The organism is Vibrio sp. C8, assembly GCF_054051265.1.
This window is the reverse complement of sequence record NZ_JBPAOE010000053.1, coordinates 67,725-92,043: the sequence shown is the minus strand read 5'-3', so window position 1 is coordinate 92,043 and position 24,319 is coordinate 67,725. Positions and strand designations below refer to the sequence as shown.

Sequence of the window (24,319 nt, the reverse complement as noted above, 5' to 3'; positions counted from 1 at the left end):
GCCTTTGCTTCACCAAAGACGAAAGAAACAGATGCCAATTTTTCAATACGGTACAACTGAAATCGAGTGGGAATTTAAGCTCGACTCAAAACTCAGTCACCACTACGTTACTGTAGAAAGAGGGAAGACTGTTCTTCTCAGAGGCCCAAGTGCCTCTGAGGACGAGCAACGAGAGCTGATTCGGTATAGAGCAAGGTGGATCAAAGAGCGCTTAGCGGAAGTCAATCAACCGTTAAAAGAAGAAATCGTCACAGGTAGCCGAGCGCCTTACCGTGGTCGTTCTTTCTATTGTGAAGTGATCCCTGCGCCAGAGTTATCGACGGTAGAAGTGAAGTTTAACCAAAGCCGTTTTAAAGTTCTTTCTCCCGAAGGCCACTTCGTCAGCCGTGAGCGATTCAAACCAGCGTTGGAGCGCTTCTACAAACAGAAAGCCTTAGAAAAAATCGCTTCTCGCTTACGCTATTGGCAACAGGAAACGGGCATGCAAGCCACAACTTTCCACATAAAAAAGTTTGATGCTCGTTGGGCTAACTGTACCGAGAACAATGTTCTGGAGTTCCACCCTCGTTGCATGGAGTTTTCCAATAAGGTGATGGATTACATAATCCTTCATGAGCTATGTCATACCGTAGAAAAAAGCCATAGCAAAAACTTTTGGAAACTAGTCGCCAAGTATTGTCCTGACTGGAAAGAACTGCATGAAGAGGTAGAGCGTTCTGGGATGGGGATCTAGCGGAGTCTACTGCACTTTGAAAATGTCAGGAGGCACTGCTCATTGCTTTAAATCTTTCACTCGCCCCCTACTCACGACTTTTTATTCGCTAATTTAATTGAATAACTTTCATCTTTTAGGAACCTAGCGAGAACAATGTTCTCGCAGTATCAAACTTAGGTGATCATATAGGTTAATGATACATACACACCAATTAAAACCACTCAACTAAAAAATTTTAATTCAATATAGTTTTTAATGTTTTTCATTATACATAAAAAACCTTTTAGTCAAGTTGAAAAAACTCTTGATTAAGAAAAAACAATCTAATATATTAAATCCCGTAACAGGAAGCAGAGCTTCTATCTAGAAAGTGGCTTAAAGATATATTTAAACTAATATTACTTAACCTTTAAAAGTAAAAGTAATTCCTTCCACCTCACTGGTGGCTTAAAGAAAAATTAGTTTAACACAAGTAAATGTATCACTATTTTATCTACTAATAGATGGTTACACTTCCGCGACAACTGGCGGTTAAGCGTTGGATAGAAGGTCGAGGTTATCTCGGCCTTTTATTATTAATTGTAATACTGTTCTCAGAACTTTAAATCAATTCTATTTTTAGAAGATTATCTCTTTAGTTTTAATGATTAACTCTGGAAGCCTAGCTTATTAAAAGGAAGATCCTCCTACTTATCATTCGGAACATTGTTCTTCTACACAGTTTTTTATTGATTATTCAAATAGCCAATCTTTACTATTTTAAGATTGCGATAAGAACATTGTTCCAAGTAAATATCATCTCACTGTCGAGATGGTTATTAACATCATATCAAAACAGGGGTTACTTAAAAGCTAACCTTAGATAAGGCAATACATACCCTTTGAGCTTAGACTCTATCTGTTCCACTGTTTTTAGTTGATCTGGTAGAACATTGTTCATAGGAGTTTCAACATCTATAACAGTGGCCAATCCACTCGCTCGTGGTACCGTTTTTTTCGTTACCACTACTAGTGCTTCGGCTTCACTTTCAACGGTATCTAGTGCACTTAATAGAGCGTCACATTGAGATATTTGCGGTGTGTAACGAATCAAAAATCGGGTAGGGTTTATTGGACTTACGAACACCTCCCGAGCTAGCTCTGCTGTTTCATGGTAAAAGTATCGTTCTACTACATCTCCAATTGCTACTTTCCAACCTTGTTGAATGGCCGCAGTCGTTGTCGGCATCCAAAACTTAGAGAAATTCTCTCTCTGTTCTCTTGGCGCATTACGTGTCAGATCGCCAATCACTGGGTGAGCAGGAACAAATCCCATGCTCTTAAAACCATCTCGTAATTCTTTGACGATTGGATTGGAGTCTTCGCATAACAAAGGGTAAATATCACGCCACAAATAATGAGGCCTTTCTATCGGCGATAGATACTTAGGATGGCTCGTAACTTGGTATGAAGGCGGCAGTAACTCAGAGCGAATATAAATCACATGATCCACAGGCAGTTGTAGATATCGCTCCAATTGTAAGAGATTGCCACTTTCAACATTACCGATCGTTTCGGCAGCATCGAGTTTATTTTCACAAAGAACAATTGAACCATCACTTAATATCAGACGCATGTCTGGTCGGCATCCAGGATAGATAACTTGGGTTTCGACCTTGCAGATCAATCTGTTATCTTCGTCTCCAAAAATCAACCTAACAAATGCTCGACTGAAACTTTCTGAAGACCCTAACGCCGCAGCGAAGAACTCAGTTAAGTGATCCTCTTTTGCTACCGTTAGTTTTTGAGTATTGATGAATAAGCCCACAAGCATCCCTTTCTATCAGCGTCGTTTCCTAGCAGGAAGGTTATCCGATTTTCCAGTCAGAACAATGTTCTTGTATCAAATATCAGCGTGATATCTTAGTAGCCTTGCTCTAAGCAAGAACAAGGTTCTTGCAATATCGTTAACCTCTTAACGAGTAATTACTTCTGGCAGAACTCAACTCAACAGTATCATGGAACATTGTTCTCATTGAACTCTTTCAGTTAGCCGCTTGTTCCAATGCCGCTTGACCGTCGGAATGGAGATACCAAGAGCATTTGCTGTTTTGGATTGACTCAGCCCTCTTGCCCTACATGCTTGGACTTTTTGAGTAGTGGTTAGTGCTTCTGGTCTACCAATCCGCTTACCTTCAGACTTAGCCCTAGCCTGACCTTCTAGCGTCCGCTCTCGAATACGGTTTCGCTCAAACTCAGCAAATGCTGAGAACATTTGTAGCATCAATCGTCCCTCTGCTGAGCTTAGATCAGCGGTAGGCAGATCAAGAGATATTGGCGTAACGCCCTTCTCTAACAGCATACTGATCGTATGCTGAACATCGATGTTATCTCTTCCAAGTCGATCAAGCTTTAGTACCACCAGTTTGTCCCCTGGTTCAAGTTTATGCTCAATCAACATTTTGAACTCACGTCGTTCAGTTGCAGGCACACTACCAGAAACTGTTTCATGTACAATTCGGTGTTCTTGAATATCGTAGCCAGCATTCCGAATTGCTAAAATCTGATTTGACACTGTTTGCTCGCTAGTCGATACACGACAATAAGCGAATGTCCGTCCCATACTCTCCACAATAGCCCCCTTTTTGGCATCACAACTAGTATCATCAATCAGTTGGGTATCATAAAAATCAAAACGCCACTTTATGACACTGAAAACAGCTCACTCCATTCTAGTATCAGAAAACGGATGTTTGTTGATACTACAGGGATGTTTACATCTCGCTAAAGTTGACTAGTTAAGTCAATAGTTTTGGCAAACCACCTTTGCCTTAATAAAAATCGAGTAAATAAATTAATACGCATAGGCAAATATCATTACTCTAAAGTTATTTATATATAATTAAAAACAAATTCAGTTTAAAAACACCTTGACATTAAAACCCAACATGAAAAATTAAATTTTATTTATTCAATTTTTCATGATATAACTATTATAACTGTTATAACTATTATAAAGTTATAATTCTAATATAAGGTTGGCCTTTTAAAAAATGAAGGTTAATCCGAAACAAGCTTAATTTATTGCAAAAATTCTTCTGCCACTACTGGTACTTTCAACGCCAGCAATGGCACATTGATTGCCAATCTTGGCAAGTTCTCTTGCCACCTGCTTTAATGACGGAATTTTTAAGGCTTTTATCACTTGCCTTATACAAGCTCACAGGCTTTAACGTTGTGCAAAAAAAGAACAACGTTAGAACACGTTGAATGTCTCATTTCTTCTTGACTTATAACGGTTACAACCATATAAACCAGGCACTCGGCATTCTTTCTCTTCCTTAATAGGTTGTCTTTTTAAACGAACTTGGGGAACATTGTTCTTTTCATCTAAATTAATAGAATTTGCTCTACGCAATGCTTCTTCATCGGAAATGTCGTTATAAACGACTTGAAATCTATTCGACTTAGTTTCACGTTCTTCTTTTGTAGATAGATAAATCATTTCACGATTACGTTTAGAATAAACCAAAACTTGAGACATATCGACAACCCTTTTGATATATATAGATAAATTCAATGACTATTATATTTATCAAGTAATATTATCTTTGTAAAGGACCTTTAATCACTATTTTAAAAATCACATTAACATTTAATTATTAAATAAAAACCGTTTGTTTTTTTAATTATTAAATTAGAAAAATAGTAATTAGTTAAACTTCTACCTAAACTAAAAATGAAAAGATCAGATTCTGGGCTATTAGTGATGCGATTTCTCTCCTCAAAGAACCACATATTCATCACCATGAATTCTCGGTTAGGATCCTAACCGAGAAAGAACATCGGATTCTAGCTACGATTAGTACTGCTATTTCCCCTAGCCTCATAGCAACCACGCCCATCACTATAAATTCCAAGTTAGGATCCTAACCGAGAATGGACATCGGAGTCTGGCTGCGATTAGTACTGCTGTTTCTCCTAGCCTCATAACAACCGCATTCATCACTACAAATTCCGAGTTAGGATCCTAACCGAAAATACACATCGGAATTTGGCTACGATTAGTGCTTCTGTTTCCCTAGCCTCACAGCAACCACATTCATCACTACGTATTCCACGTTAGGATCCTAACTCGGAAAAACCAATCAGGGATCACGAAAGGTATTAGCGATCACCAATTGTTACCTTCAATCACAAGTGGCCAAAAATATATGTCATACTTACTTTTTGTGACCACTTATGAGTATTGAAGTGAAAATCGAGACTGCATTAGAACGACTGCATAAGTTTGACAGGCAAGGTATACACGTTTATCGGAAGAGTGATCTCAGAAGGTTATTTTTTGATGATTCACTTACTGCATTCCAGCAAAGCTTGCCCCGTTTGGTAGAAGCTGGTGTACTAGAACGGGCGTGTAACGGTGTTTATGTATTCTCATACAGCCGTCATAAGGGAGGTTATACCATTGAATACATTGCTAAATGCTTGCGACGAGGAGAGTACAACTACATCTCTCTAGAATCGGCGCTTTCAGAATACAGTGTCATTTCTCAAGTGATGATAGATCGAATTACGATCATGACGACTGGACGCAAGGGAGAGTTTAGGACCCTTTACGGCGTTATCGAGTTCACACATACGAAACGTGATGATATTGACATTATCAACAATACAGTAACTTCAGATCGGCCCCTGCGGATTGCTAGTAAAGAGACTGCCATTCGAGACTTGAAGAGGGTTGGCAGAAACACGCACTTGATTGTAACGGATCACGATTAGGCAGATGCTGGCACTCCCAAAAACCACACAACTCACTTTTGGACAAAAGCTCGTTAGACGAATCACTCTAACGCTCTTTACTCTGATGAGAAAAAGTATCTTTAAGCACTAAACACTTTTTATGTACCTAGCTTGTGGATGTTTTGCGAAATTTCCATGATTACAGCTTTTAGAACTTGCAGGCAGATTTTAGCTGTGTGCTCTCTGGGTGTAAAACCTGACGACATTTGTTGATATGGGTGTATGTAGTTTCGAAAATCCCTCAACGTGTGCGAAAATTTATGGGTATCCAGTTGAATTAACTCTAAATCCTTTGCAGCATCAATAAACGTCGCCAATGTCCAATCATGAAACTGCTGTACTTTACCGTCGCGGGTTTTCGGCGATGATTTAGCGGTATTAAACGCCCTGGGATTACTCGATGCAAGTCCAAGAAATATCCCCTCTAACGAGCTACCCGCTAGTAGAATAGTCGATAAATATGCCCCAGAATTGTAAGTTTTTTCAATTTCAACTAGTCGTTTGTTTAATACGTCAGTGACATTAAGATCCAGACCTAAGTCAGAGACCGAGAAACCGCTAAACTCTCGGCTCAAGAAATCAGATTCAGACATGCTGGGCGCATGCGTTCCATTTTCATTTAATTCTACTTTTTGGAGCTTTTTAAAGGTAATTTCGGCTTCATTTCTGATCACTCGCCATTTGTCGAAAGCAAGATACTGATTGAAGTCAGCAATATAACCGTCTAGTTCTCCAATACGCCCGATAAAGTTGACTGGATTAAATACGCTTCTGATACAAGTATCGAGGTTGGGTGTACCATTGATAGTCTCTAAACAATCATCCGTATACTTCCAACGAGAAGGGAAGCCTTGTCCATAAGAATGGTTAAATCCTAATGCGTTAAAAAACTTAACCAAGTTGGGGCCTGAGCGATACTCAGTTTCTTCATTGATAAGCTCTCGAAGCTTTTCGCTCGTTTTACTACTGATGATCATTCATTTTCCTCTAGAACATGACACTGCATTAAAGAATGAACAACGCTTACCACCAAATCTAAGCCCTTGTAACTTAGATATAAAACCTTATTTAAACTAAGGATGTTATGCATTGAGAATCTATCTAAATGTTTTGTCCACTCAACTTTTTCGCCAATAAGCAGATGAAACTTGCTAGACGATGAAAAAGGTATTCAATGTGGTCACTATCATTCAACTTAACCTGAGTAACCTCTGAGTGACGAATAAAAAACGAGTTACCAATTGTCGTCAGGGCTGTAGCCTCAGACTCTAGCTGAACTCTGAATTCTTTATCTGATGTACAGGCATCGAGCAGTTGTGTCATAGATTGTTTTTTACTTTGACTAGGGTTGAATACTGTTTTTATGCGCTCGAAAGCATCCCAAAGCTCTTTGAGAGCGTCATAACGTATTTGGACGTCCGCATTACATATTTTCGTATTTGCTCTTGCAATTAAATCGTTAAGTTCCTGATCAAGAGTCTTGTTTACTTGTCCAGTAACCGAACCTAATGATGAATTGAGCACTCTTGTGATTTGTCCATCTGCTTGTAATTGATAAGCCACACCATTTCTAGGGAATATGGTGTCAATTTTATCTAAAAATTCAGCTTGCCCAGTTGAGCGATCAAATGAAGTTATGTGGTGATGTCCAAAGAATGAATGAAACTGCCCCAACGTAGGCTTAGATACATTCACATAACAAAACTGAACTAAGTCTAGTATGTCTAAATAGTTAGGGGTGAAGGGGGCTTTTTTAGCCATCCAATCATCAGGGTCTTCCTTCTCTGTAATAAATGGATATTCAACTCCCAATATTTCAGCTTTTAAAGCTAACGAGAATCCTTTTTCATCGGTGCCACAGCACCCTTGCCCATCAGGACAAAGCTCTGGAAACTGTTCTCCGAAATACCCTGTATCGATTAACTTTTGAATATAAGCAGTTACTCCACACCAAACATTGTATGGAATTTCATTATTTGTTCGAGGCAATGCACCTCTTTCAGTATCACTAAAGTACTTCATAATTCCCTAAGTTAGGTTAATGCGCTGTTGACGTATATCTTGCTTAAGCTAAATGGGCAATACAAGCCATATGAATAAGTTATGAGAGTCTGCGTGAATACAACTTGATATAAATTGCATTAAAATGCCGTCTACTAAACTTAAAGTCTTGTCATTGGTAGAATTAGTTCAAAAAGACCCATATTCAGAATGTTATGAGACACAGCTCCAAATGATAATAGGTCAAAGGTGAGCCAGCGCTGATCTGGCTGACTCGAAGACGGACAAAACTGTTAAATCATGCGGCATCACTAAGACGGAGGCTTTCGTAATAGTCTTCCGCCAGAGCGGTCATTTTGAACTCAGCATCTACTCCAGCGATCTTTTCAACCGCATCTTTAATTTCCTCTAGATCGACACTGAAGAACTCCTTGCGAAGGTTAACGGCATTAACACGTTGAGAATGGAATTCACGGTGCAAAGCTGTTTCGAGTGCAGGTGCATCATCAGTATAAATCATAGCATGTACGTCAAATGGGAATGGTACACTGGCATCACCAAGCTCTTTAACTCTGTCCATAGGCTCTAGCCTGCGCGTTAAACCTATCTTGTAAACATCTTCTCCAAAGGAACCAATGTTACTTATTACGTACACATGGCCCTTACGAGTTTGTTCCGCCATACTCTTAGCACGCTCTTCTTTGGCTTCAGCTTCGGCCAATTGCTGCTCTAGAATGGCTATTCTTTGTTCCATTTCACTACGTTCTTGTTCATTAGCTTGAGCAAGCTCTTGCTGAGCTTTATCAAGAAGGTTTCGATACATTTTTTCTTCTTTCTCAGCTTCAGCAATAGCTTTTTCAAACTCCTTTATTGCTCTCTGCTCTTCACGAATTTGCTCTTTGATGAGCTTCTGCTCGGCAATTTCTTCCTGTTTCTTCAGGGTATATTGATACTGAAGCTTACATTCTTCGAATTTTAGTTCGATGTAGTCAATATCAAAGCCACACTCCAGTGTCGCAGCTGACTTCTCTAGATTGTTTGCTAGCTTCTCGATTCGTTCCAGCGTACGACCAAATGAGCTTGGAGAAACCTTGCCAATAAGCATGTCACATTCAATATTGAACGCAGTTAGCATTAGCTTAACTTGACCATTGAGGATTTTTTTATTCAGAGACTTATCATTAGAAATAACGGTCGTTTCTGGGAAGGTGACTGCGGTCTTCGCTTTAATCATGTCTTTTTGTTGCTGCCGTATGTCTTTGATCTCTTCAGAATAGCGAGTTGATGTTTCGTAGAGATATTGTGGCATTTCAAAATGACCATGAGCAGTATATTCATCGAGTCGTGAATACAAGTCTATCCCACCCATTAGCTCGTTCAGATCCAGTTCGCCTTTTTCAATATTGTCATTAAGTTCATTTAGAGCGTTTTGGGCAGCGTCAAGAGACTGTTGCTGTTCTAGAATACTAACTTTAAGAGAGTTATCTTGTCCTTTCAAAGCTTGTAGGTCGGCAGTTTCAGCGTTAATTTTGGAAAGCGCCTGCTTTGCTATCTCAGTAGTTTGCTGTAGTGATTCATTTGCTTTCTTTAATGTCTCGTGTTCTTTTTTGGCTTTCGTTAACGCTTCATCAATTGACTTGTACTGTCCAACTTTTCTATCCGCAGAGCGTTTCGTCACTATATAGGTCAGCAAAACTGCTAACAAAGATATACCTGCTAATATCAGTAAATTATTATCCATTGTTTACCTTAAAACCTCTTGTATGAATTGCTTTCTAAGGGCGGCTCGTTCTTCGCAGCGGTCTTGGTACTCTTCATTTGCATTTGATAGCGCATTTTTGAATGCTTGCTTTGCTGCGGATTGTTGCTGTCTTACTTGCCGCTTTAGTTCTCGCTGAGCTTCGCGCACACCTCTTTCATGTTCTCTAAGTGCTTGAGCTTCAGCACGTTGCCGAGCTTTCTCTCTACGCTGAGCTTCTCGGGCGGCTTGTTTGTTGGCCCTATCTATAGCTTTAACAACCTTTATAGCCGTCCTTAAACCACTTCCTCGTCTGGCCAATGCATTTCTCCTATGAGCAAATTAAAATTATGCTTCCGATGCTAGCACAACAAAATTGGAAGGGTTGTTATTGAAGTCAAACAGATTGCATAAAGTCTATAGCTATGGGAGCGCTAAGGTTTTAAATATCTATGTTTCTCACAGGCAGATTAGTCCCTTACTTTGGGTTAGAAAAAATATTCCAAATGATGGCATGGAGAGTAATGGCTCATGCAGTCGCTGACTCGTTTTGGGGCAATTTTGAGTTACCCAATTGCCGTATAACGTCGGCCAAACTGCAAATCATTTTTGTTTGCTAGCCTTTGTTATCAACTGAAACTCCATACCAGAGCGTTTAGTGTTACGGGTTCTATAGCGCGTTGGATATTTATCAAAAAAGTCAGATAACTTCTTCAAACCGTAGTTTCGAGGGTCAAAATCTGGCTTCAATCTTTTTAAATATTTGCCAATTTCACCTAGTTTTGCCCAACCCGATTCATCTCTATAGTTTTGCCAAGCTTGATGCATTAATCGCCATAATTCGCGTTCTGCGTCTTGATTAGAGCTTGACTGTGCCTCCTCAAGATCCACATCAGCGTTTAAGTTCTCTATTGCAACAAAGTCGTCACAAGCGTTTTTAAAAGAAGTCGGTGTCATCGCTTTTCCAACACCGATAACGTGTATCTCTGACTCTCTTAACCTCGTAGCAAGACTTGTAAAGTCACTATCACTGGATATCAAAGCAAAAGCATCAAACCGTTGACTATATAAGAGATCCATTGCATCAATAATCATTAAAGAATCTGTGGAGTTTTTTCCAGATGTGTAGGCAAATTGCTGTTTGGCTTGAATAGCTAACTCATTTAAAGGCTGCTTCCAGTTTTTTAGTTGCTCAGCAGAAAAATCGCCATATGCACGTTTAACGATGATCTGCCCAAAACTAGAAAGCTCTTCAATAATCAGGTTTAGCTTTGAGTGCGGAGTGTTTTCTGAATCAATTAATACAGCGATTTTTCTGTTACCCATAATCCGTACGTGACCATCCTTTATGTAGTTAGTTGCACTATATCGGCATTAGTAATATTTGTTCAAATGGGATTGTTTAGAAATGATAAGAGTAACAATTCTAATCAGGAAAGGGGCAGAAACGAGTCTAACCGAAGCATGTCTATAAAATCGGTGGCTATTCAGATATCGTTGTTTCTCTTGACTTCTCGATCATGAAAGCGGCGTCCTCTGGTATCGTTGTTTTCCTTGACCTCTAAGATAGATTTTTGAATCTGACCCAACGATGTTTATGATCGGTCAAAGGTTACGTGATCGCAACATATCACAATTTCTATTACTATCAGTGAGTTAATGACAATCTGCAGTACTTTGGTATCGTTGTTCTTCTATTCCATCTAACCGCTAACGTATCTCGTTCTGCTCGCTCCTGTACCTGGGCTTTTATGGAGAGGATCGCTCCTCATAGACCACAAAAAACTGTTTATTGAGATCGCACGTAGACCAAGAGCACTTAAATAAATAATAAAGTAAATACAATAATTTACAGCCACATCCATAGAGAAGAGGATCACTCCTAGACCATAGAAATTTGCTTTTAGAGATCGCTCGTAGACCTTAGGTCGCTGAATCGAAAGGGGGTCGATGAGCATAGGACATCGTTGTTTCTCTTGACCTCTCGATCATGAAAGTGGCATTCACTGGTATCGTTGTTTTCCTTGACCTCTAAGATAGATTTTTGAATCTGACCCAACGATGTTTATGATCGGTCAAAGGTTACGTGATTGAAAAATATCACAATTTCCATTACTATCAGTGAGTTAATGACCATTTTCAGTGCTTTGGCATCGTTGTTCTTCTATTCCATCTAACCACTCACGTATCTCGTTCTGCTCGCTCCTGCACCAGAGCTTTTATGGTGAGGATCGCTCATAGACCATATAAATCTGCTTTTAGAGATCGCTCGTAGACCTTAGGTCGCTGAATCGAAAGGGGTTCGATGAGAATTGGACATCGTTGTTTCTCTTGACTTCTCGATCATGAAAGTGACGTCCTCTGGTATCGTTGTTTTCCTTGACCTCTAAGATAGATTTTTGAATCTGACCCAACGATGTTTATGATCGGTCAAAGGTTACGTGATCGCAACATATCACAATTTCTATTACTATCAGTGAGTTAATGACAATCTGCAATACTTTGGTATCGTTGTTCTTCTATTCCATCTAACCGCTAACGTATCTCGTTCTGCTCGCTCCTGTACCTGGGCTTTTATGGAGAGGATCGCTCCTCATAGACCACAAAAAACTGTTTATTGAGATCGCACGTAGACCAAGAGCACTTAAATAAATAATAAAGTAAATACAATAATTTACAGCCACATCCATAGAGAAGAGGATCACTCCTAGACCATAGAAATTTGCTTTTAGAGATCGCTCGTAGACCTTAGGTCGCTGAATCGAAAGGGGGTCGATGAGAATAGGACATCGTTGTTTCTCTTGACCTCTCGATCATGAAAGTGGCATTCACTGGTATCGTTGTTTTCCTTGACCTCTAAGATAGATTTTTGAATCTGACCCAACGATGTTTATGATCGGTCAAAGGTTACGTGATTGAAAAATATCACAATTTCCATTACTATCAGTGAGTTAATGACCATTTTCAGTGCTTTGGCATCGTTGTTCTTCTATTCCATCTAACCACTCACGTATCTCGTTCTGCTCGCTCCTGCACCAGGGCTTTTATGGTGAGGATCGCTCATAGACCATATAAATCTGCTTTTAGAGATCGCTCGTAGACCTTAGGTCGCTGAATCGTAAGGGATTCGATGAGAATTGGACATCGTTGTTTCTCTTGACCTCTCGATCATGAAAGTGACGTCCTCTGGTATCGTTGTTTTCCTTGACCTCTAAGATAGATTTTTGAATCTGACCCAACGATGTTTATGATCGGTCAAAGGTTACGTGATCGCAACATATCACAATTTCTATTACTATCAGTGAGTTAATGACCATTTACAGTACTTTGGTATCGTTATTCTTCTATTCATCTAACCACTCACGTATCTCGTTCTGCTCGCTCCTGCACCTGGGCTTTTATGGATACGATCGCTCGTAGACCTTAGGTCGCTGAATCGAAAGGGGATCGATGAGAATAGGATATCGTTGTTTCTCTTGACCTTTCTGTCATGAAAGTGGCATCCATTCGCATAGCGAATATATCTATCCACTTTTTCTTTCAGAACAGCGTCGTATACACTAGGGTTCTATTACTTCGTTCTGAGAAGGATACTCATGAAAGCTCGCATTGGGGTTGCATCGGAAGATCTCATTCGTAGGCACATGATTAGTGTGGCCGCAGGCAACATTAGCCATTATAAGCATCTACCTACATTTTGGTTCACGTCACTAAATGAAGCTTCAAAGCTACTATGTAATGAGAATATCGAACTAATGCTGCTGATCAGTAGAGAAAAGCCTGAAACTCTAGCTGATCTTGCGGAGATTAGCGGTCATCATATCCACGAACTGTCACGAAAAATCGACGCCTTATCATCAAAAGGATTTATCCAGTTCGAGGAGAAAGGGAATGCTTGCCGACCTATCGCTCTATTTACTGACTTTGAGGTCCTTCTGGGCAAAGAATTGGAGATTACACTGCAAGAAAGCTATCTTGCATGATACCCACCACTCGTTACTGCGGCGCATGCCGCTTGGGTAGCACAGCTTTATGCTGTGCAGACTCGAATGGTGATTGTTCTTAATACTTCCCGTCTAGGCCAACTTGGTAGTCACCGACGCTCTCTTCCAGTTCTATTTTGAGGGCTTCAGTTACTTCAACCAGCTTATCAGTATTGGTAGAGATAGCGTGATCAAGCAAACCAAGAAGTCCATTTAGCGTAACCTCACTATCCTTTGATTCGGCTTGCTCGTTATCACTTCTTGTAGCCTTAGCCTCGTTCTTCATATCAGCCTCGCTCATAAAAATGCCTGCCGTACACACGGCTGTAGCACAATTACACTCTCGCCAGCCTCTGAGAAGTTGCCTCAGCAAAGAACCTCAATAATTTTCAATAAAAATAATTAATTTCAAATGGTTATAAACCACTAAGATTTAGACACTAAAAGTTAGTGTCTAAATCTTAGTGCCGATAAATCAAACAAAGCGTCCAGTCATTACCCTGCATAGAAGCTCCACTTGAAGCTAATGGTGTTAAAATACTTAGCGTATATGCTCACTTCTCTAATCCAACTAACCAATGTACCATGGAGTAGTCAATCAATCTTAAGGCCATGATAGTTTGAAGTTTTACGTTTTTTCTGACCTACACCTGGATATTCACGGAATACGCCGCGATTTTTGGCATGACTTCGATAAAGAAGCCACGTTGGTCGTTGCTGGTGACACGGCAAACGGTCTATCAGGCATAGCATACGTAAAGAATGTACTTTGCCGCCACTTTAAGGCGGTCATCATGATTGCAGGAAACCATGAATGGTATAGCAATACGAGTAAATCCTACCGATATACAAGTGAGTGCGAATCTAGTACTAACTCAGGTTCTCTCAACGTTTCTAAGAGTTCAGTATTAGCAAAGCTTAAGGCTCATAGCGATACCACTGAAAACCTGTTCTTTTTGAATAATGAGTCGATTGAGTTGGACGGATACACTATCTTCGGTGGAACCCTTTGGTTTCCCATTCACACCTATTCGGTCGAGCTTGTAAATGCATATTCTGAGTTGATGAACGACACTAAGTTTATTGGCAGCTCTATGATTGAAGAGCAGCACAAAGCATTCATTAACAACTTTCCAGAGAAAGTTGATCTAGCAATATCTCACCACCTTCCCTCTAAAGAAGCTTTTGCTTTCGAGCAAAATGCCAGCAGCGATTATGCTCCGTATTATCATGCAGGGTTGAGTAATGAGTTGATCTCAAGAGCTAGGTATTGGGTTGCAGGGCATCAACATGATGCTGTAGAGAAAGTGATCGCTGACGGTAGTACCACATTCATTTCTAACCCCAAGGGTTCTGTCCGCTTAACCAGTGGATTACTTACTAATAAAGCTTATTACCTATAAGAGCTAGCCAACAATAGACTTCGGCATCTGAAAGTCCGCTAGGGCTTTCTCACTTCGCTCATTGCTCATTGCTCACCTTGTGAATAAGACCCTAGGAATTATGTACAGGTTCATCATCTATCTGCACAGCAAACAACACCTTTATGCGCATTAAAAAGTAACGCTCAAACACTTTTTCGCGCATTAAAGTGTATTAACTGTATTTTTGTATGTAGCAGCCATTCTTAATCTCCTCATTCATTTTGTTCATTTAAGGCAACTGTTCATTTATTATGAACAGCCTGCATAACTGAACAAATAATTAACGCCCCACTCCCTATCGCAGCTTTCATAGCTAAAATAATCCATTCTGCTCATCAACAATTTTGACTTACAAGCTATGCGTAATCATTTACTCATAAAGAGTCTCGCCACACATTAATGTGTAATATTTCACTCACAACTTGAAAAAAAATGACTTTAAGAGTAAAGTTTTACTCATTGATAAGTAGAGGTGTTGTCGATGGAAGAACTAACCGTACAAGCTTTTATAAGAGGTGAATGGATAGATATTGGTATCATCTCATTCCCTAAAAGTAGCCAACATAATTTCCGAGTGACTGAACTCAACTACCTCAGCGACTATGCGCTAGAACATCACGATAAAGATGACTTTCACGCTGTTTCACTAAACCACCCTGTCTCATTCTTTTTTGATGACATGGGTAAACCTAGATGGTTAAAGTTTCTAGACGATATTATGCCTAGTGGCGCTAGTAGACGATACTGGGTCAAACACCTAGATATTGAAGACCTTAGTTCTGATGAACAAGACTATGTTTTGCTCAAGTTTGGCACAATGTCGCCTATTGGTAACTTAAGAATAAAAGACTCTCTTCCTGAGCGCTACGAAGTAGCAGACAACCTCTACTTCTCTGTTGATGATGTTAAAAATCGAGCAGGTGATTTCCTCGACTATGCACAGCAAAGAGGGGCAGCCGCAGGTGGTGCAACAGGGGCTGGAGGTGAGGCGCCAAAGCTGATCCTCCGATGTGGTTTCGATCATGGATCTGGCAGCGAAAAAATATGGATTGATCCATACCAAGATGACAATAGTAACCACGACTTACATTACTTAGTAAAGTACCCTAGAGGCTCAAGAAGCACCATCGACTGTAATATTCTAAGAGCTGAGTTCTACTTCTACCACGAGCTAACTGAAATGGGAGTTGAAACGATCTCCACCGACGGTATGCGCTTGGAGGAAGGATTAAACTACCCTTCCTTGTGGCTTCCTCGATTTGACGTTCAAATTAATGAGCAACAAATAGAGAGATTTGGCATGGAATCTGTGTATTCCATTTTGAACAAAGGCGCTGGGGTCACTCTTGATCACGAAACAACAATCCGAACTCTCATAGAAAAAATTACTGAAAGCAATATGGTTAAACACCAAGGGTATAGGTTTGATACCCAAGCTTTCGTCATTGAATGGGTGAAGAGAGATCTACTCAACATCTTGTTTGGTAATAGTGATAACCATGGCAGAAACACTTCATTCTTAAAAGGTGATGGAGTCATAAAGCTTGCTCCCGTTTACGACTTCGCACCAATGAAAGCTGATCCTGAAGGCATTCCAAGAACAACAAAATGGAAAGCCCCACTAGAGGTTGGCGGAACTTACGACTTCGTAGGAATAGCGGACACCTTATCTGATCTCGTGCCAAAAGAAGTGTTATTACAAGAACTAGAGGTTACTGCAAGTAAATGCCTTGATTTAAAGCTGAGACTAGCATTACGAGGAGTACCAGAACAAATCTTAGAGATGCCAGCCGTTGGACTTAATCATATATCAGAAAAGCTCATTAAATGGGGGCTACTATGAATAAGCCAAGCAATAAAGAGTCCGTGCAAGATACAGTTGCTCGTCTAAGAGCAAACCGAAATCAACATCAGCCCAAGACTGGGACGGATGCAACTCATTCGACCAAAGAACGATCGCAACTTAATACTCCGACTAGATCGAAAACCTCAAAAAACGCCAAAGCAGTAAGTGCAGCAGAACGCAAAACAGAGGCAAACAAAATCATCAAACACTTATTGCTTGGAGAGCTAACACAGGGCCAAGCGCTGAAAAGTCTACGCATTAATATACTGGGACTCAAACAGGATGTGTTCGCAAGACTTGTAGATGTCTCAAGAAAAACACTCTCAGATATAGAGAATGATCGGGGCAGCTACAATACAGAGATTCTCAACAAGGTATTCAAACCATTTGGCTTAAAAGTCGGAATGCTACCGTCTTCTCCCGATGTGTTAAAATCGCTACTAATAGATGGTGAGGCTGGGTAAAATACTCAGTATCAGCGCTATTGCTTTAGATTAAATTGCTATAACAAGCTAGCATTTTTAAATGATTTAGCAATACATGGATGCGGGTTCAGTTCCTTTTGAAGCAGGAAATTGATGTAACATTTGATGCAACACCAAATTGGTAACATCGTTATAAGTTACTGAATTAATGAAAAATGAGAAACCATTTCAACTCCCGCCAGCCCACCAAACGTTTGGAAAGGGCGATAACTCTTAGAGTTATCGCCCTTTTTGTTACCACTCGTTGATAAGTAAGCGGCTTTTCACACCTTTTACTTGCAACCCCATAGCTTCAAATACTTCTTCAAACTCAGAACATTGATGTGGAAGTGTTGGAAGAGACAATGACGCTTCTGAAAAGAATCGAGACTTCAAAATCGTATTTTCGCCCCAAGCCAATTGCCACCAATCAAGAACACGCTGTTTCGAGTCATGCAAGCGATGTGCAGTAGGCACCTTATCGCTTTTACTCAAATTCTCTTTAGTAGTTGTTGGTAACAAGTTCCATCTATCGTTATTTGGCCAATAAGCAAACGGCAAACAGTGATCGACATGGAACTCATTTCTGAGTTTATTCCCACTCCATACACTATGAATATCTATATCTTGCTCACGCAACTGTTCAACGCGTTTTCGGACATCTCTTGTGTCGTGATCTTTATCAATCCAAACTAAGCAATCAAAGTAAGTTTGCAGTGAAATCTCTCGATCTTTGTTTCTCTTGAATCGCTGCATTTCTTTTATCCACTGATTGATAACCAAAGGCTCGATCCATGAGTGGTATAAGCGAAAGCAATCCCACAAGCTTTCGTCCAGAATAAACTTCCCGTAACTTTGTAGAAACAAAGTATCTATGACGATCGAATCACCATGGTTAGACCTTTCTCTTTCAACAGTAAAGTAAGTTTTTCTGTTTTCTGCGCTACCTTGATAAGTAAACTTAACTGGATTGTCTTTAATCGTTGCGATTGAATCTCTAATCGTTTTATCAAACGCTTTAGCTTGTTCACCAAGGAACATAGCACCTATAGATAAATCATCAGCCCCCAGTTTAAACTCTTTTAGTTTTCCCCAACCGTCTGGCTTAATAAACCCCAAACCAATAGATGAATTCGAGTTTTGCTGAATGTCTTCTTTATCAATCAACCGTTTAAATTGTCGAATCCAATACAAGGCGACAAGTCCAAGTGGAATAGCTACTTTACCGTCACTACGATCAATAACAGCCCCAGAGTGGGCATCAGCGATTCTTAATAGTGTTCGAAGCAGAGCCAACTTATATGTAGCTGATTTACTGTCATTCACTATGATGTGTCGAATTTTCTTAAGATCACCAGTCCCATCATCAGGCAGAGTCATAACGGCGGTTTCCCACCATACGGTGCGTCGCTTCATAGAATCATCACTCTTTGTAACCTGAGTGACGTGAAGCGCACTACTTTTCGACAAAGTTTCGAGTTCCTCAACCGATACTTCATAGCTTTTGCGACCATCATCAAATTGACCATGACGTAAAGAAATCACCAATTTCCCATGAGGTGCTAATAGATTTGAAAGCTTACGAAACGCTCTTTCCCGATAGCTAGGAGCAATATGCATCCAAACAGCACTAAGCAAAATTAGGTCAAACTGGATACCCAAGTTCTCAGTCTTAGTTAAAGCTGGCAAAGAATCATCTAACCATGAAACGTTTAACCCTGTTTTCTTTTGACCTAGTGTTCGCATAGCTTCGCTAGGTTCTACAGCAAACACCTCACATCCTTGCTCTTCAAACCATTTAGCATCTCGCCCCGAGCCTGCGCCTAAATCCAACACTTTTGAACCAGAAGCAGGCCAGTAACGTGACCACGACTGATGTACATCTTCAAATCTCAAAGCATCGTACTGAGAGCACAGAGCTTGAGCATTTTTGTTATAGAAATCAGAATGTAGTGACATCGCAAGCTCTTAAAATTCAGTTTTCTAAATCATAAGTCGTGTCTGTTTTTAACGCGAGAAAGTTTGATAAAAGTATGAACAAACATGAGACAGCTCACCCAACCTCATTGTCTCTAACTTGCCTTTTCAGCCACTCAGTAAACACCGCAGTGGTTTCATTTGGGTTATGAGTGATCAAAAAGTACCCTGCGTTTGCGGGTATGGGTTTGAATGGTGAGATGAGCTTGCCTGTTTCCAGTTCATTTTGCAGTAGCATTGAGCGAGCCATGGCAATCCCTACCCCTGCTTCAGCAGCGGACATCGCCATATCGGTACGGTTAAAGAAGTGACCTTTGAGAGTTGAAATCTCAACGCCCATTTCGGACGCCCAATAAAGCCATTCATAATCTCTTGGTGCTTTTGCCCATGGCATTGCGTCATGAAGTAGGTTCACCTCATCCCAGTAGTTTTTATTGTTACTAATATCTTCAAGCCATGGGTGAGCCTTTAAATAAGATGGACTCATGACAGGTAACAGAGATTCCGCCATAAGTAACTCAGAGTTTTTCCTGTTATAAGGAAAAGGGCCGTAATCTATTGCGAGATCGAAGTCCTTTCTTTCACTATCCACCAGCGCCCCTTCCGCAAAAAGCTGTACCTGAATATCTGGATTCTGATGATAGAAATCTTCAAGTTTGGGTAACAACCATTTGAACGCCAACGACGGAGTGAGTTTAAGGCGGATCTCTTTACGATTCTCACGTTGCTCCAAGTTATGTAACGACTCTTCGATGTCGTGAAAGCTGCGTTGGACAACCGCTCTAAGTGCCTCTCCTGCTTCGGTTAATTTCACTCCACGCGAATGGCGTTCAAATAGACTAAAACCTATTTTCGATTCTAATTGGAGTAACTGCTGACTAATTGCACCTGTCGTTATGTGCAACTCCTTAGCTGCTGCACTGAAACTTGGATATTGAGCAACTAACATGAAGGTGTGTAACGCTGATACTTGAGAACTCTTTAACATAGCTTTGCTTATAGTTTTACTAAACACTGCTGATAATTTTTATCGATTGTTAACAAAAGGTAAAGCAAAGAAACTACCGCTATAACAAATGAGGAGTTTCAAATGGAAGTTATCGTTCTTGGAAGTGGTGTCGTAGGTTTAACATCCGCATGGTATTTGTCTCAGGCAGGCCACAGCGTGACGGTAGTAGACCGCCAACCACGTAGTGCTGAAGAAACCAGTTTTGCGAACGCTGGGCAAATCTCATATGGCTATTCATCTCCATGGGCCGCTCCAGGCATTCCTCAAAAAGCGATCAAATGGTTATTTGAAAAACACGCACCTTTAAAAGTTAAACCATCGCTTGATCCTCAAATGCTGCAATGGATGACGCAGATGTTGGCGAACTGCCAACTTGCTCGTTACCAAATCAACAAGTCTCGCATGCTAGCCATTGCGAATCATAGCCGCGAGTGTTTGAAAGAACTTAAGAAGCATCACAACGTTGAATATCAAGGTCGCCAAAAAGGCACACTACAAGTATTCCGTACCGAAAAACAGCTCATTTCTATCGAAAAAGACATGAAGCTATTAGAGCAAAGCGGTGTGCGCTTCGAACTAATGGATGTAGCTTCTTGTATTAAGCAAGAACCAGGATTAACTCCAGTGCAAGACAAGCTGGTTGGTGGTCTCTATTTACCTGATGATGAAACGGGTGACTGCTACCTTTTCTGCCAGCAATTAACGGAATTGGCGAAATCCCAAGGCGTACAATTTAAATTCGATACTCAAATTCAATCATTAGAGATTGAAGGCAAAAAGATCATGGGTGTCCAAACGGATAAAGGCCTATTGAAAGCAGACGCTTATGTGGTTGCTTTAGGCAGTTTCTCTAAGCAGATGTTGAAGCCTTTGGGCGTTGACGTACCTGTCTACCCAGTAAAAGGTTACTCATTAACCTTACCGATTGTGAATGAGGAATTGGCACCAACCTCTACGGTAATGGATGAAACCTACAAAGTTGCGCTAACCCGTTTTGATGACAGAATCCGCGTTGCAGGCACCGCTGAATTAGCTGGTTTTGATCCTGCCATCCCAACCGCTCGTAAAGAAACTATTGAGATGGTGGCTCGTGATTTGTTCCCACAGGGTGGCGATTTTAGTAAAGCGGAATTCTGGACTGGCTTCCGCCCTATGACTCCAGACGGTACACCTATCATCGGCTCGACACCGATTGAGAACCTATACACCAACACTGGCCATGGCACTTTAGGTTGGACTATGGCCTGCGGATCAGGGCAAATTCTTTCAGACATCATCACTCATGGTGATGCAAAAATTGATGTAACAGGATTAGGCGTTTCTCGTTATTACAGCTAAAAATCCTATCAATCACGAAAAAGGGTCTATTCAGACCCTTTTTCATTAATGTATATACATATTATCCACCACAAAACCTCGCAATTTCAAAACAACCTCAAAATGAAAATTTATTCATATAGGCATGTATAATTCTTATAAAAGTAACATCTGATTTATAAAAGACCACTTTTTAACAAAATCTAGAATTTATAACTTACCGCTCACTCTTTAATCAGAATTTCGTGTGAAAAATCACAGTAATTAAGTCTTAGAGAAAATTTGGTTAACATTACTGTTACAAAAGATTATTATCTAACGCGCAAAACAAACACAACTATCACTCAACAGGGAAAATACTAATGCAGTCATTTGTTGATTTTCTAAATGGAATTATCTGGAGCCCGGCACTGATTTATCTGTGTCTTGGCGCAGGTGTTTTCTATTCAGTTCTAACTCGTTTCGTTCAGGTTCGTCATTTCTTCGAAATGTGGCGCCTTTTGCTTTCTGGTAAAAGTTCTTCTAAGGGCATATCTTCGTTCCAAGCACTTGCAGTTTCTCTGTCAGGTCGTGTAGGTACAGGTAACATTGCAGGCGTAGCAGCTGCAATCGGATTTGGTGGTCCTGGTGCGGTATTCTGGATGTGGGTTGTAGCATTCTTTGGTGCCGCTACCGCTTATGCAGAATCAACACTAGCGCAAATCTATAAAGAAGAAGATAACCATGAGTTCCGTGGTGGCCCTGCTTACTACATCGAAAAAGCAATGGGTCAAAAATGGTACGCGTGGATTTTTGCTATCGCGACTATTTTTGCTTGTGGTGTCCTACTTCCGGGTGTCCAGTCAAACAGCATTGGTAATGCCGTTGAGACTGCATTTGGTTCAGGACCAATGATTGACACTGCTATCGGTACATTCAGTTTCGCAAAAATTCTCACTGGTACGATTGTTTCAATCCTTCTTGCATTCATTATTTTCGGTGGTGTGAAACGTATAGCTAACTTCACACAAATCGTAGTGCCATTCATGGCTCTGGCTTATGTGGTAACTGCGTTCGTTATCATTCTGCTAAACATTGGTGAAGTACCACGAATCTTCGGCATGATTATTGGAGACGCATTTACACCTATGGCTGGTATCGGCGCAGCAATTGGTTGGGGTGTGAAACGTGGTGTTTACTCTAACGAAGCGGGTCAAGGTACTGGTCCTCACGCTGCAGCGGCAGCAAGTGTTGATCACCCTGCTCAACAAGGTCTTGTGCAAGCGTTTTCTATCTACATCGATACACTGTTAGTATGTTCAGCAACTGCATTTATGATTCTAATTACTGGTGCTTACAACGTACACGGTGGTGCTGAAGGTCTGTTCCTAGTGCAGAACATCGCAGCGGATGTAGCGGCAAACGGCCCTGCATTTACACAGATGGCGATTGAAAGTGCACTTCCAGGTGTTGGTAAACCATTCGTTGCATTCGCGTTGTTCTTCTTCGCATTTACAACCATTCTGGCGTACTACTACATCGCTGAAACTAACGTGGCTTACATTCGTCGTACTTTCAAAGTTGACGGTCTAATGTTCTTCCTAAAACTGGTTATCATTTCTGCTGTGTTCTACGGCACGGTGAAAACAGCAAACCTTGCGTGGGCAATGGGTGACGTTGGTGTAGGTATGATGGCTTGGTTGAACATTGTTGGTATCGTGATTATTTTCTTCATGGCTAAACCAACAATGGCAGCGTTAAAAGACTACGAACAGCAACAAAAACAAGGCGTAGAAGATTACCTATTTAACCCTGTAAAACTTGGCATCAAGAATGCAACTTACTGGGAAGAAAAATACAAACGTAGAACAGGTAAAGTGCCAACTGTTGATTCTGACTCTGGAATAGAACATGTTTCAGGAACTCCGGCAGAACAACCATCTAACTAAGATTAGACAGTTCGACAAAGGGTTAGCTAAGCTAACCCTTTTTATTTGCAGTGAAAACGACAGCTTAGCTTTTCACTGTTTCCTGAATAATTTTTTCATTAGCATTTGGACGTTTTGCCCAGTAACCAGCCAACACCGATCCTGACAAGTTATGCCAAATCGAGAAGATAGTTCCTGCCACAGCTGAAGCTGGAGTGAAGAATTTCATTGCCAATGCAGTTGCTAAGCCTGAATTCTGCAAACCAACTTCAAACGCAACTGTACGACACACAGTTTCATTAAAGCCAAGTACACGGCAAATCCAATAGCCAGAAGCTAAACCCACACCGTTATGTAAAATAACGGCCAGGGCTACGATTGGACCGATTGTCGCAAGGTTTCCAGCATTCAACGCCACGACAATGGCAATAATAAGAACAATAGCCGCCATTGAAATAAGTGGTAATACTGGCTCTAGTTTCTCAGTGACTGATCGTAAGAAGACATTCAACAGAACGCCACCAGCAACGGGTACTAGTACAATCTTCAATAAGCTCATCAGCATACCAGCGACAGGTACATCGACAGCTTTACCCGCCAATAACTCAACCAATAGCGGGGTCAGTACCACACCTAGCAAGGTGGATATTGATGTCATAGTAATCGACAAAGCCACATCCCCTTTTGCCAGATAACACATCACATTTGATGATGTACCACCTGCCACGCTGCCAACCAATACCATGCCGATAGTGAGCATAGGATCGAACCCCAACAGTAAGCTAATTAACAAAGCCGCAATAGGCATGACGGAGAACTGCAAAATTAAGCCAACACCTATTGCCTTCTTATTATGGATAACATTAAGAAAGTCTTTAGGTTTTAGGGTTAACCCCATAGCCAGCATAATGATCGTGAGAAGTGGAACAATTTGGCCTTTGTGCTCAACGAATAAGTTAGGTACAAAGTAAGCACAAAGAGAGAACAATATTGCCCATAGGGGGAATAGCTGCGTGATAATCCTTAACATATACATTCCTGTTTAATTTTATATTTATAAGCCTTACCAACTGACTTGCCACTTCCGTTTAGATGACAACATGCGATAAGGGATAACTAGACTCATAGCTCTAGTATCAGGAATACGTTACTCCAC

The 24,319-nt window shown here is 40.7% G+C and carries 20 protein-coding genes; 8 read left to right on the top strand and 12 right to left on the bottom strand.

Translation table 11 applies throughout. The features are described from left to right. Positions 1–31 precede the first annotated feature (31 nt). On the top strand, positions 32–733 hold the full coding sequence (locus ACRQQK_RS20705; RefSeq protein ID WP_025604822.1) for a M48 family metallopeptidase: 702 nt from the start codon (positions 32–34) through the stop codon (positions 731–733). A gap of 823 nt (positions 734–1,556) precedes the next feature. Here the strand turns inward: ACRQQK_RS20705 and ACRQQK_RS20700 are convergent. From ACRQQK_RS20700 to ACRQQK_RS20690, 3 genes are all read right to left on the bottom strand, one after another. Next, positions 1,557–2,528: a hypothetical protein gene (locus ACRQQK_RS20700; RefSeq protein ID WP_274723554.1), complete on the bottom strand. Its 972-nt coding sequence runs from the start codon at positions 2,526–2,528 to the stop codon at positions 1,557–1,559. 198 nt (positions 2,529–2,726) lie between these two features. After that, the gene (locus ACRQQK_RS20695; protein ID WP_000533796.1) at positions 2,727–3,317 is read right to left on the bottom strand and encodes a recombinase family protein; all 591 of its coding nucleotides are present in this window, start codon (positions 3,315–3,317) and stop codon (positions 2,727–2,729) included. A gap of 633 nt (positions 3,318–3,950) precedes the next feature. Continuing rightward, on the bottom strand, positions 3,951–4,238 hold the full coding sequence (locus ACRQQK_RS20690) for a hypothetical protein (RefSeq protein ID WP_457514550.1): 288 nt from the start codon (positions 4,236–4,238) through the stop codon (positions 3,951–3,953). 698 nt (positions 4,239–4,936) lie between these two features. Here ACRQQK_RS20690 and abiEi point away from each other — a divergent pair. Continuing rightward, positions 4,937–5,476: a type IV toxin-antitoxin system AbiEi family antitoxin gene (abiEi, locus tag ACRQQK_RS20685; protein ID WP_222801255.1), complete on the top strand. Its 540-nt coding sequence runs from the start codon at positions 4,937–4,939 to the stop codon at positions 5,474–5,476. A gap of 119 nt (positions 5,477–5,595) precedes the next feature. On the opposite strand, the gene ACRQQK_RS20680 is transcribed toward abiEi, so the two are convergent. The 5 genes from ACRQQK_RS20680 to ACRQQK_RS20660 form a co-directional block, all read right to left on the bottom strand. Then, positions 5,596–6,474 carry a hypothetical protein gene (locus ACRQQK_RS20680; protein ID WP_153646055.1) on the bottom strand — a complete coding sequence of 293 codons (879 nt, stop codon included), beginning with the start codon at positions 6,472–6,474 and terminating at the stop codon, positions 5,596–5,598. Positions 6,475–6,598: 124 nt separating this feature from the next. Beyond that, complete coding sequence (locus tag ACRQQK_RS20675) at positions 6,599–7,519, bottom strand: AbiJ-NTD4 domain-containing protein (protein ID WP_457514548.1); 921 nt, start codon at positions 7,517–7,519, stop codon at positions 6,599–6,601. Positions 7,520–7,796: 277 nt separating this feature from the next. Continuing rightward, a complete protein-coding gene (locus ACRQQK_RS20670) occupies positions 7,797–9,239 on the bottom strand; it encodes a DUF4041 domain-containing protein (protein WP_457514546.1) in 1,443 nt (480 codons plus the stop codon). Between the two features lie 3 nt (positions 9,240–9,242). After that, positions 9,243–9,557: a hypothetical protein gene (locus tag ACRQQK_RS20665; RefSeq protein ID WP_054203063.1), complete on the bottom strand. Its 315-nt coding sequence runs from the start codon at positions 9,555–9,557 to the stop codon at positions 9,243–9,245. A gap of 282 nt (positions 9,558–9,839) precedes the next feature. Continuing rightward, positions 9,840–10,562 (bottom strand): NYN domain-containing protein, encoded by a 723-nt coding sequence (locus ACRQQK_RS20660; protein WP_025559098.1) that lies wholly within the window; start codon positions 10,560–10,562, stop codon positions 9,840–9,842. Between the two features lie 2,270 nt (positions 10,563–12,832). Here ACRQQK_RS20660 and ACRQQK_RS20655 point away from each other — a divergent pair. Further along, positions 12,833–13,219, top strand: a complete 387-nt coding sequence (locus ACRQQK_RS20655; protein WP_140147541.1) for an HVO_A0114 family putative DNA-binding protein — start codon at positions 12,833–12,835, stop codon at positions 13,217–13,219. A gap of 79 nt (positions 13,220–13,298) precedes the next feature. Here the strand turns inward: ACRQQK_RS20655 and ACRQQK_RS20650 are convergent, their stop codons facing one another. After that, the gene (locus tag ACRQQK_RS20650) at positions 13,299–13,520 is read right to left on the bottom strand and encodes a hypothetical protein (RefSeq protein WP_243327039.1); all 222 of its coding nucleotides are present in this window, start codon (positions 13,518–13,520) and stop codon (positions 13,299–13,301) included. A 319-nt stretch (positions 13,521–13,839) separates the two neighbouring features. Here ACRQQK_RS20650 and ACRQQK_RS20645 point away from each other — a divergent pair, with 319 nt between their 5' ends. From ACRQQK_RS20645 to ACRQQK_RS20635, 3 genes are all read left to right on the top strand, one after another. After that, complete coding sequence (locus ACRQQK_RS20645) at positions 13,840–14,622, top strand: metallophosphoesterase (protein ID WP_343363405.1); 783 nt, start codon at positions 13,840–13,842, stop codon at positions 14,620–14,622. Between the two features lie 502 nt (positions 14,623–15,124). After that, positions 15,125–16,486 (top strand): type II toxin-antitoxin system HipA family toxin, encoded by a 1,362-nt coding sequence (locus ACRQQK_RS20640; protein ID WP_457514542.1) that lies wholly within the window; start codon positions 15,125–15,127, stop codon positions 16,484–16,486. Continuing rightward, positions 16,471–16,953, top strand: a complete 483-nt coding sequence (locus ACRQQK_RS20635; RefSeq protein WP_029786578.1) for a helix-turn-helix transcriptional regulator — start codon at positions 16,471–16,473, stop codon at positions 16,951–16,953. The genes ACRQQK_RS20640 and ACRQQK_RS20635 overlap by 16 nt, the downstream gene beginning before the upstream one ends. 255 nt (positions 16,954–17,208) lie before the next feature. On the opposite strand, the gene ACRQQK_RS20630 is transcribed toward ACRQQK_RS20635, so the two are convergent. Next, complete coding sequence (locus ACRQQK_RS20630) at positions 17,209–18,912, bottom strand: methyltransferase domain-containing protein (RefSeq protein ID WP_457514539.1); 1,704 nt, start codon at positions 18,910–18,912, stop codon at positions 17,209–17,211. A gap of 94 nt (positions 18,913–19,006) precedes the next feature. After that, complete coding sequence (locus tag ACRQQK_RS20625) at positions 19,007–19,918, bottom strand: LysR substrate-binding domain-containing protein (protein ID WP_457514537.1); 912 nt, start codon at positions 19,916–19,918, stop codon at positions 19,007–19,009. Between the two features lie 102 nt (positions 19,919–20,020). Between ACRQQK_RS20625 and ACRQQK_RS20620 the strand changes: the two genes are divergently transcribed. Both ACRQQK_RS20620 and ACRQQK_RS20615 read left to right on the top strand, forming a co-directional pair. Next, on the top strand, positions 20,021–21,277 hold the full coding sequence (locus ACRQQK_RS20620) for a D-amino acid dehydrogenase (RefSeq protein WP_457514535.1): 1,257 nt from the start codon (positions 20,021–20,023) through the stop codon (positions 21,275–21,277). Between the two features lie 341 nt (positions 21,278–21,618). Continuing rightward, positions 21,619–23,184, top strand: coding sequence for an alanine/glycine:cation symporter family protein (locus ACRQQK_RS20615; protein ID WP_457514534.1), 1,566 nt, complete (start codon positions 21,619–21,621; stop codon positions 23,182–23,184). A gap of 64 nt (positions 23,185–23,248) precedes the next feature. On the opposite strand, the gene ACRQQK_RS20610 is transcribed toward ACRQQK_RS20615, so the two are convergent. Then, complete coding sequence (locus ACRQQK_RS20610; RefSeq protein ID WP_457514532.1) at positions 23,249–24,193, bottom strand: bile acid:sodium symporter family protein; 945 nt, start codon at positions 24,191–24,193, stop codon at positions 23,249–23,251. Between the last annotated feature and the right edge of the window lie 126 nt (positions 24,194–24,319).

Excerpts from the sequence above, each read along its gene's own strand:
- ACRQQK_RS20705 (WP_025604822.1), top strand. The coding sequence starts at position 32 with ATGCCAATTTTTCAATACGGTACAACTGAAATCGAGTGGGAATTTAAG.
- ACRQQK_RS20700 (WP_274723554.1), bottom strand. The coding sequence starts at position 2,528 with ATGCTTGTGGGCTTATTCATCAATACTCAAAAACTAACGGTAGCAAAA.
- ACRQQK_RS20695 (WP_000533796.1), bottom strand. The coding sequence starts at position 3,317 with ATGGGACGGACATTCGCTTATTGTCGTGTATCGACTAGCGAGCAAACA.
- ACRQQK_RS20690 (WP_457514550.1), bottom strand. The coding sequence starts at position 4,238 with ATGTCTCAAGTTTTGGTTTATTCTAAACGTAATCGTGAAATGATTTAT.
- abiEi (WP_222801255.1), top strand. The coding sequence starts at position 4,937 with ATGAGTATTGAAGTGAAAATCGAGACTGCATTAGAACGACTGCATAAG.
- ACRQQK_RS20680 (WP_153646055.1), bottom strand. The coding sequence starts at position 6,474 with ATGATCATCAGTAGTAAAACGAGCGAAAAGCTTCGAGAGCTTATCAAT.
- ACRQQK_RS20675 (WP_457514548.1), bottom strand. The coding sequence starts at position 7,519 with ATGAAGTACTTTAGTGATACTGAAAGAGGTGCATTGCCTCGAACAAAT.
- ACRQQK_RS20670 (WP_457514546.1), bottom strand. The coding sequence starts at position 9,239 with ATGGATAATAATTTACTGATATTAGCAGGTATATCTTTGTTAGCAGTT.
- ACRQQK_RS20660 (WP_025559098.1), bottom strand. The coding sequence starts at position 10,562 with ATGGGTAACAGAAAAATCGCTGTATTAATTGATTCAGAAAACACTCCG.
- ACRQQK_RS20655 (WP_140147541.1), top strand. The coding sequence starts at position 12,833 with ATGAAAGCTCGCATTGGGGTTGCATCGGAAGATCTCATTCGTAGGCAC.
- ACRQQK_RS20650 (WP_243327039.1), bottom strand. The coding sequence starts at position 13,520 with ATGAGCGAGGCTGATATGAAGAACGAGGCTAAGGCTACAAGAAGTGAT.
- ACRQQK_RS20640 (WP_457514542.1), top strand. The coding sequence starts at position 15,125 with ATGGAAGAACTAACCGTACAAGCTTTTATAAGAGGTGAATGGATAGAT.
- ACRQQK_RS20635 (WP_029786578.1), top strand. The coding sequence starts at position 16,471 with ATGGGGGCTACTATGAATAAGCCAAGCAATAAAGAGTCCGTGCAAGAT.
- ACRQQK_RS20630 (WP_457514539.1), bottom strand. The coding sequence starts at position 18,912 with ATGTCACTACATTCTGATTTCTATAACAAAAATGCTCAAGCTCTGTGC.
- ACRQQK_RS20625 (WP_457514537.1), bottom strand. The coding sequence starts at position 19,918 with ATGTTAAAGAGTTCTCAAGTATCAGCGTTACACACCTTCATGTTAGTT.
- ACRQQK_RS20620 (WP_457514535.1), top strand. The coding sequence starts at position 20,021 with ATGGAAGTTATCGTTCTTGGAAGTGGTGTCGTAGGTTTAACATCCGCA.
- ACRQQK_RS20615 (WP_457514534.1), top strand. The coding sequence starts at position 21,619 with ATGCAGTCATTTGTTGATTTTCTAAATGGAATTATCTGGAGCCCGGCA.
- ACRQQK_RS20610 (WP_457514532.1), bottom strand. The coding sequence starts at position 24,193 with ATGTTAAGGATTATCACGCAGCTATTCCCCCTATGGGCAATATTGTTC.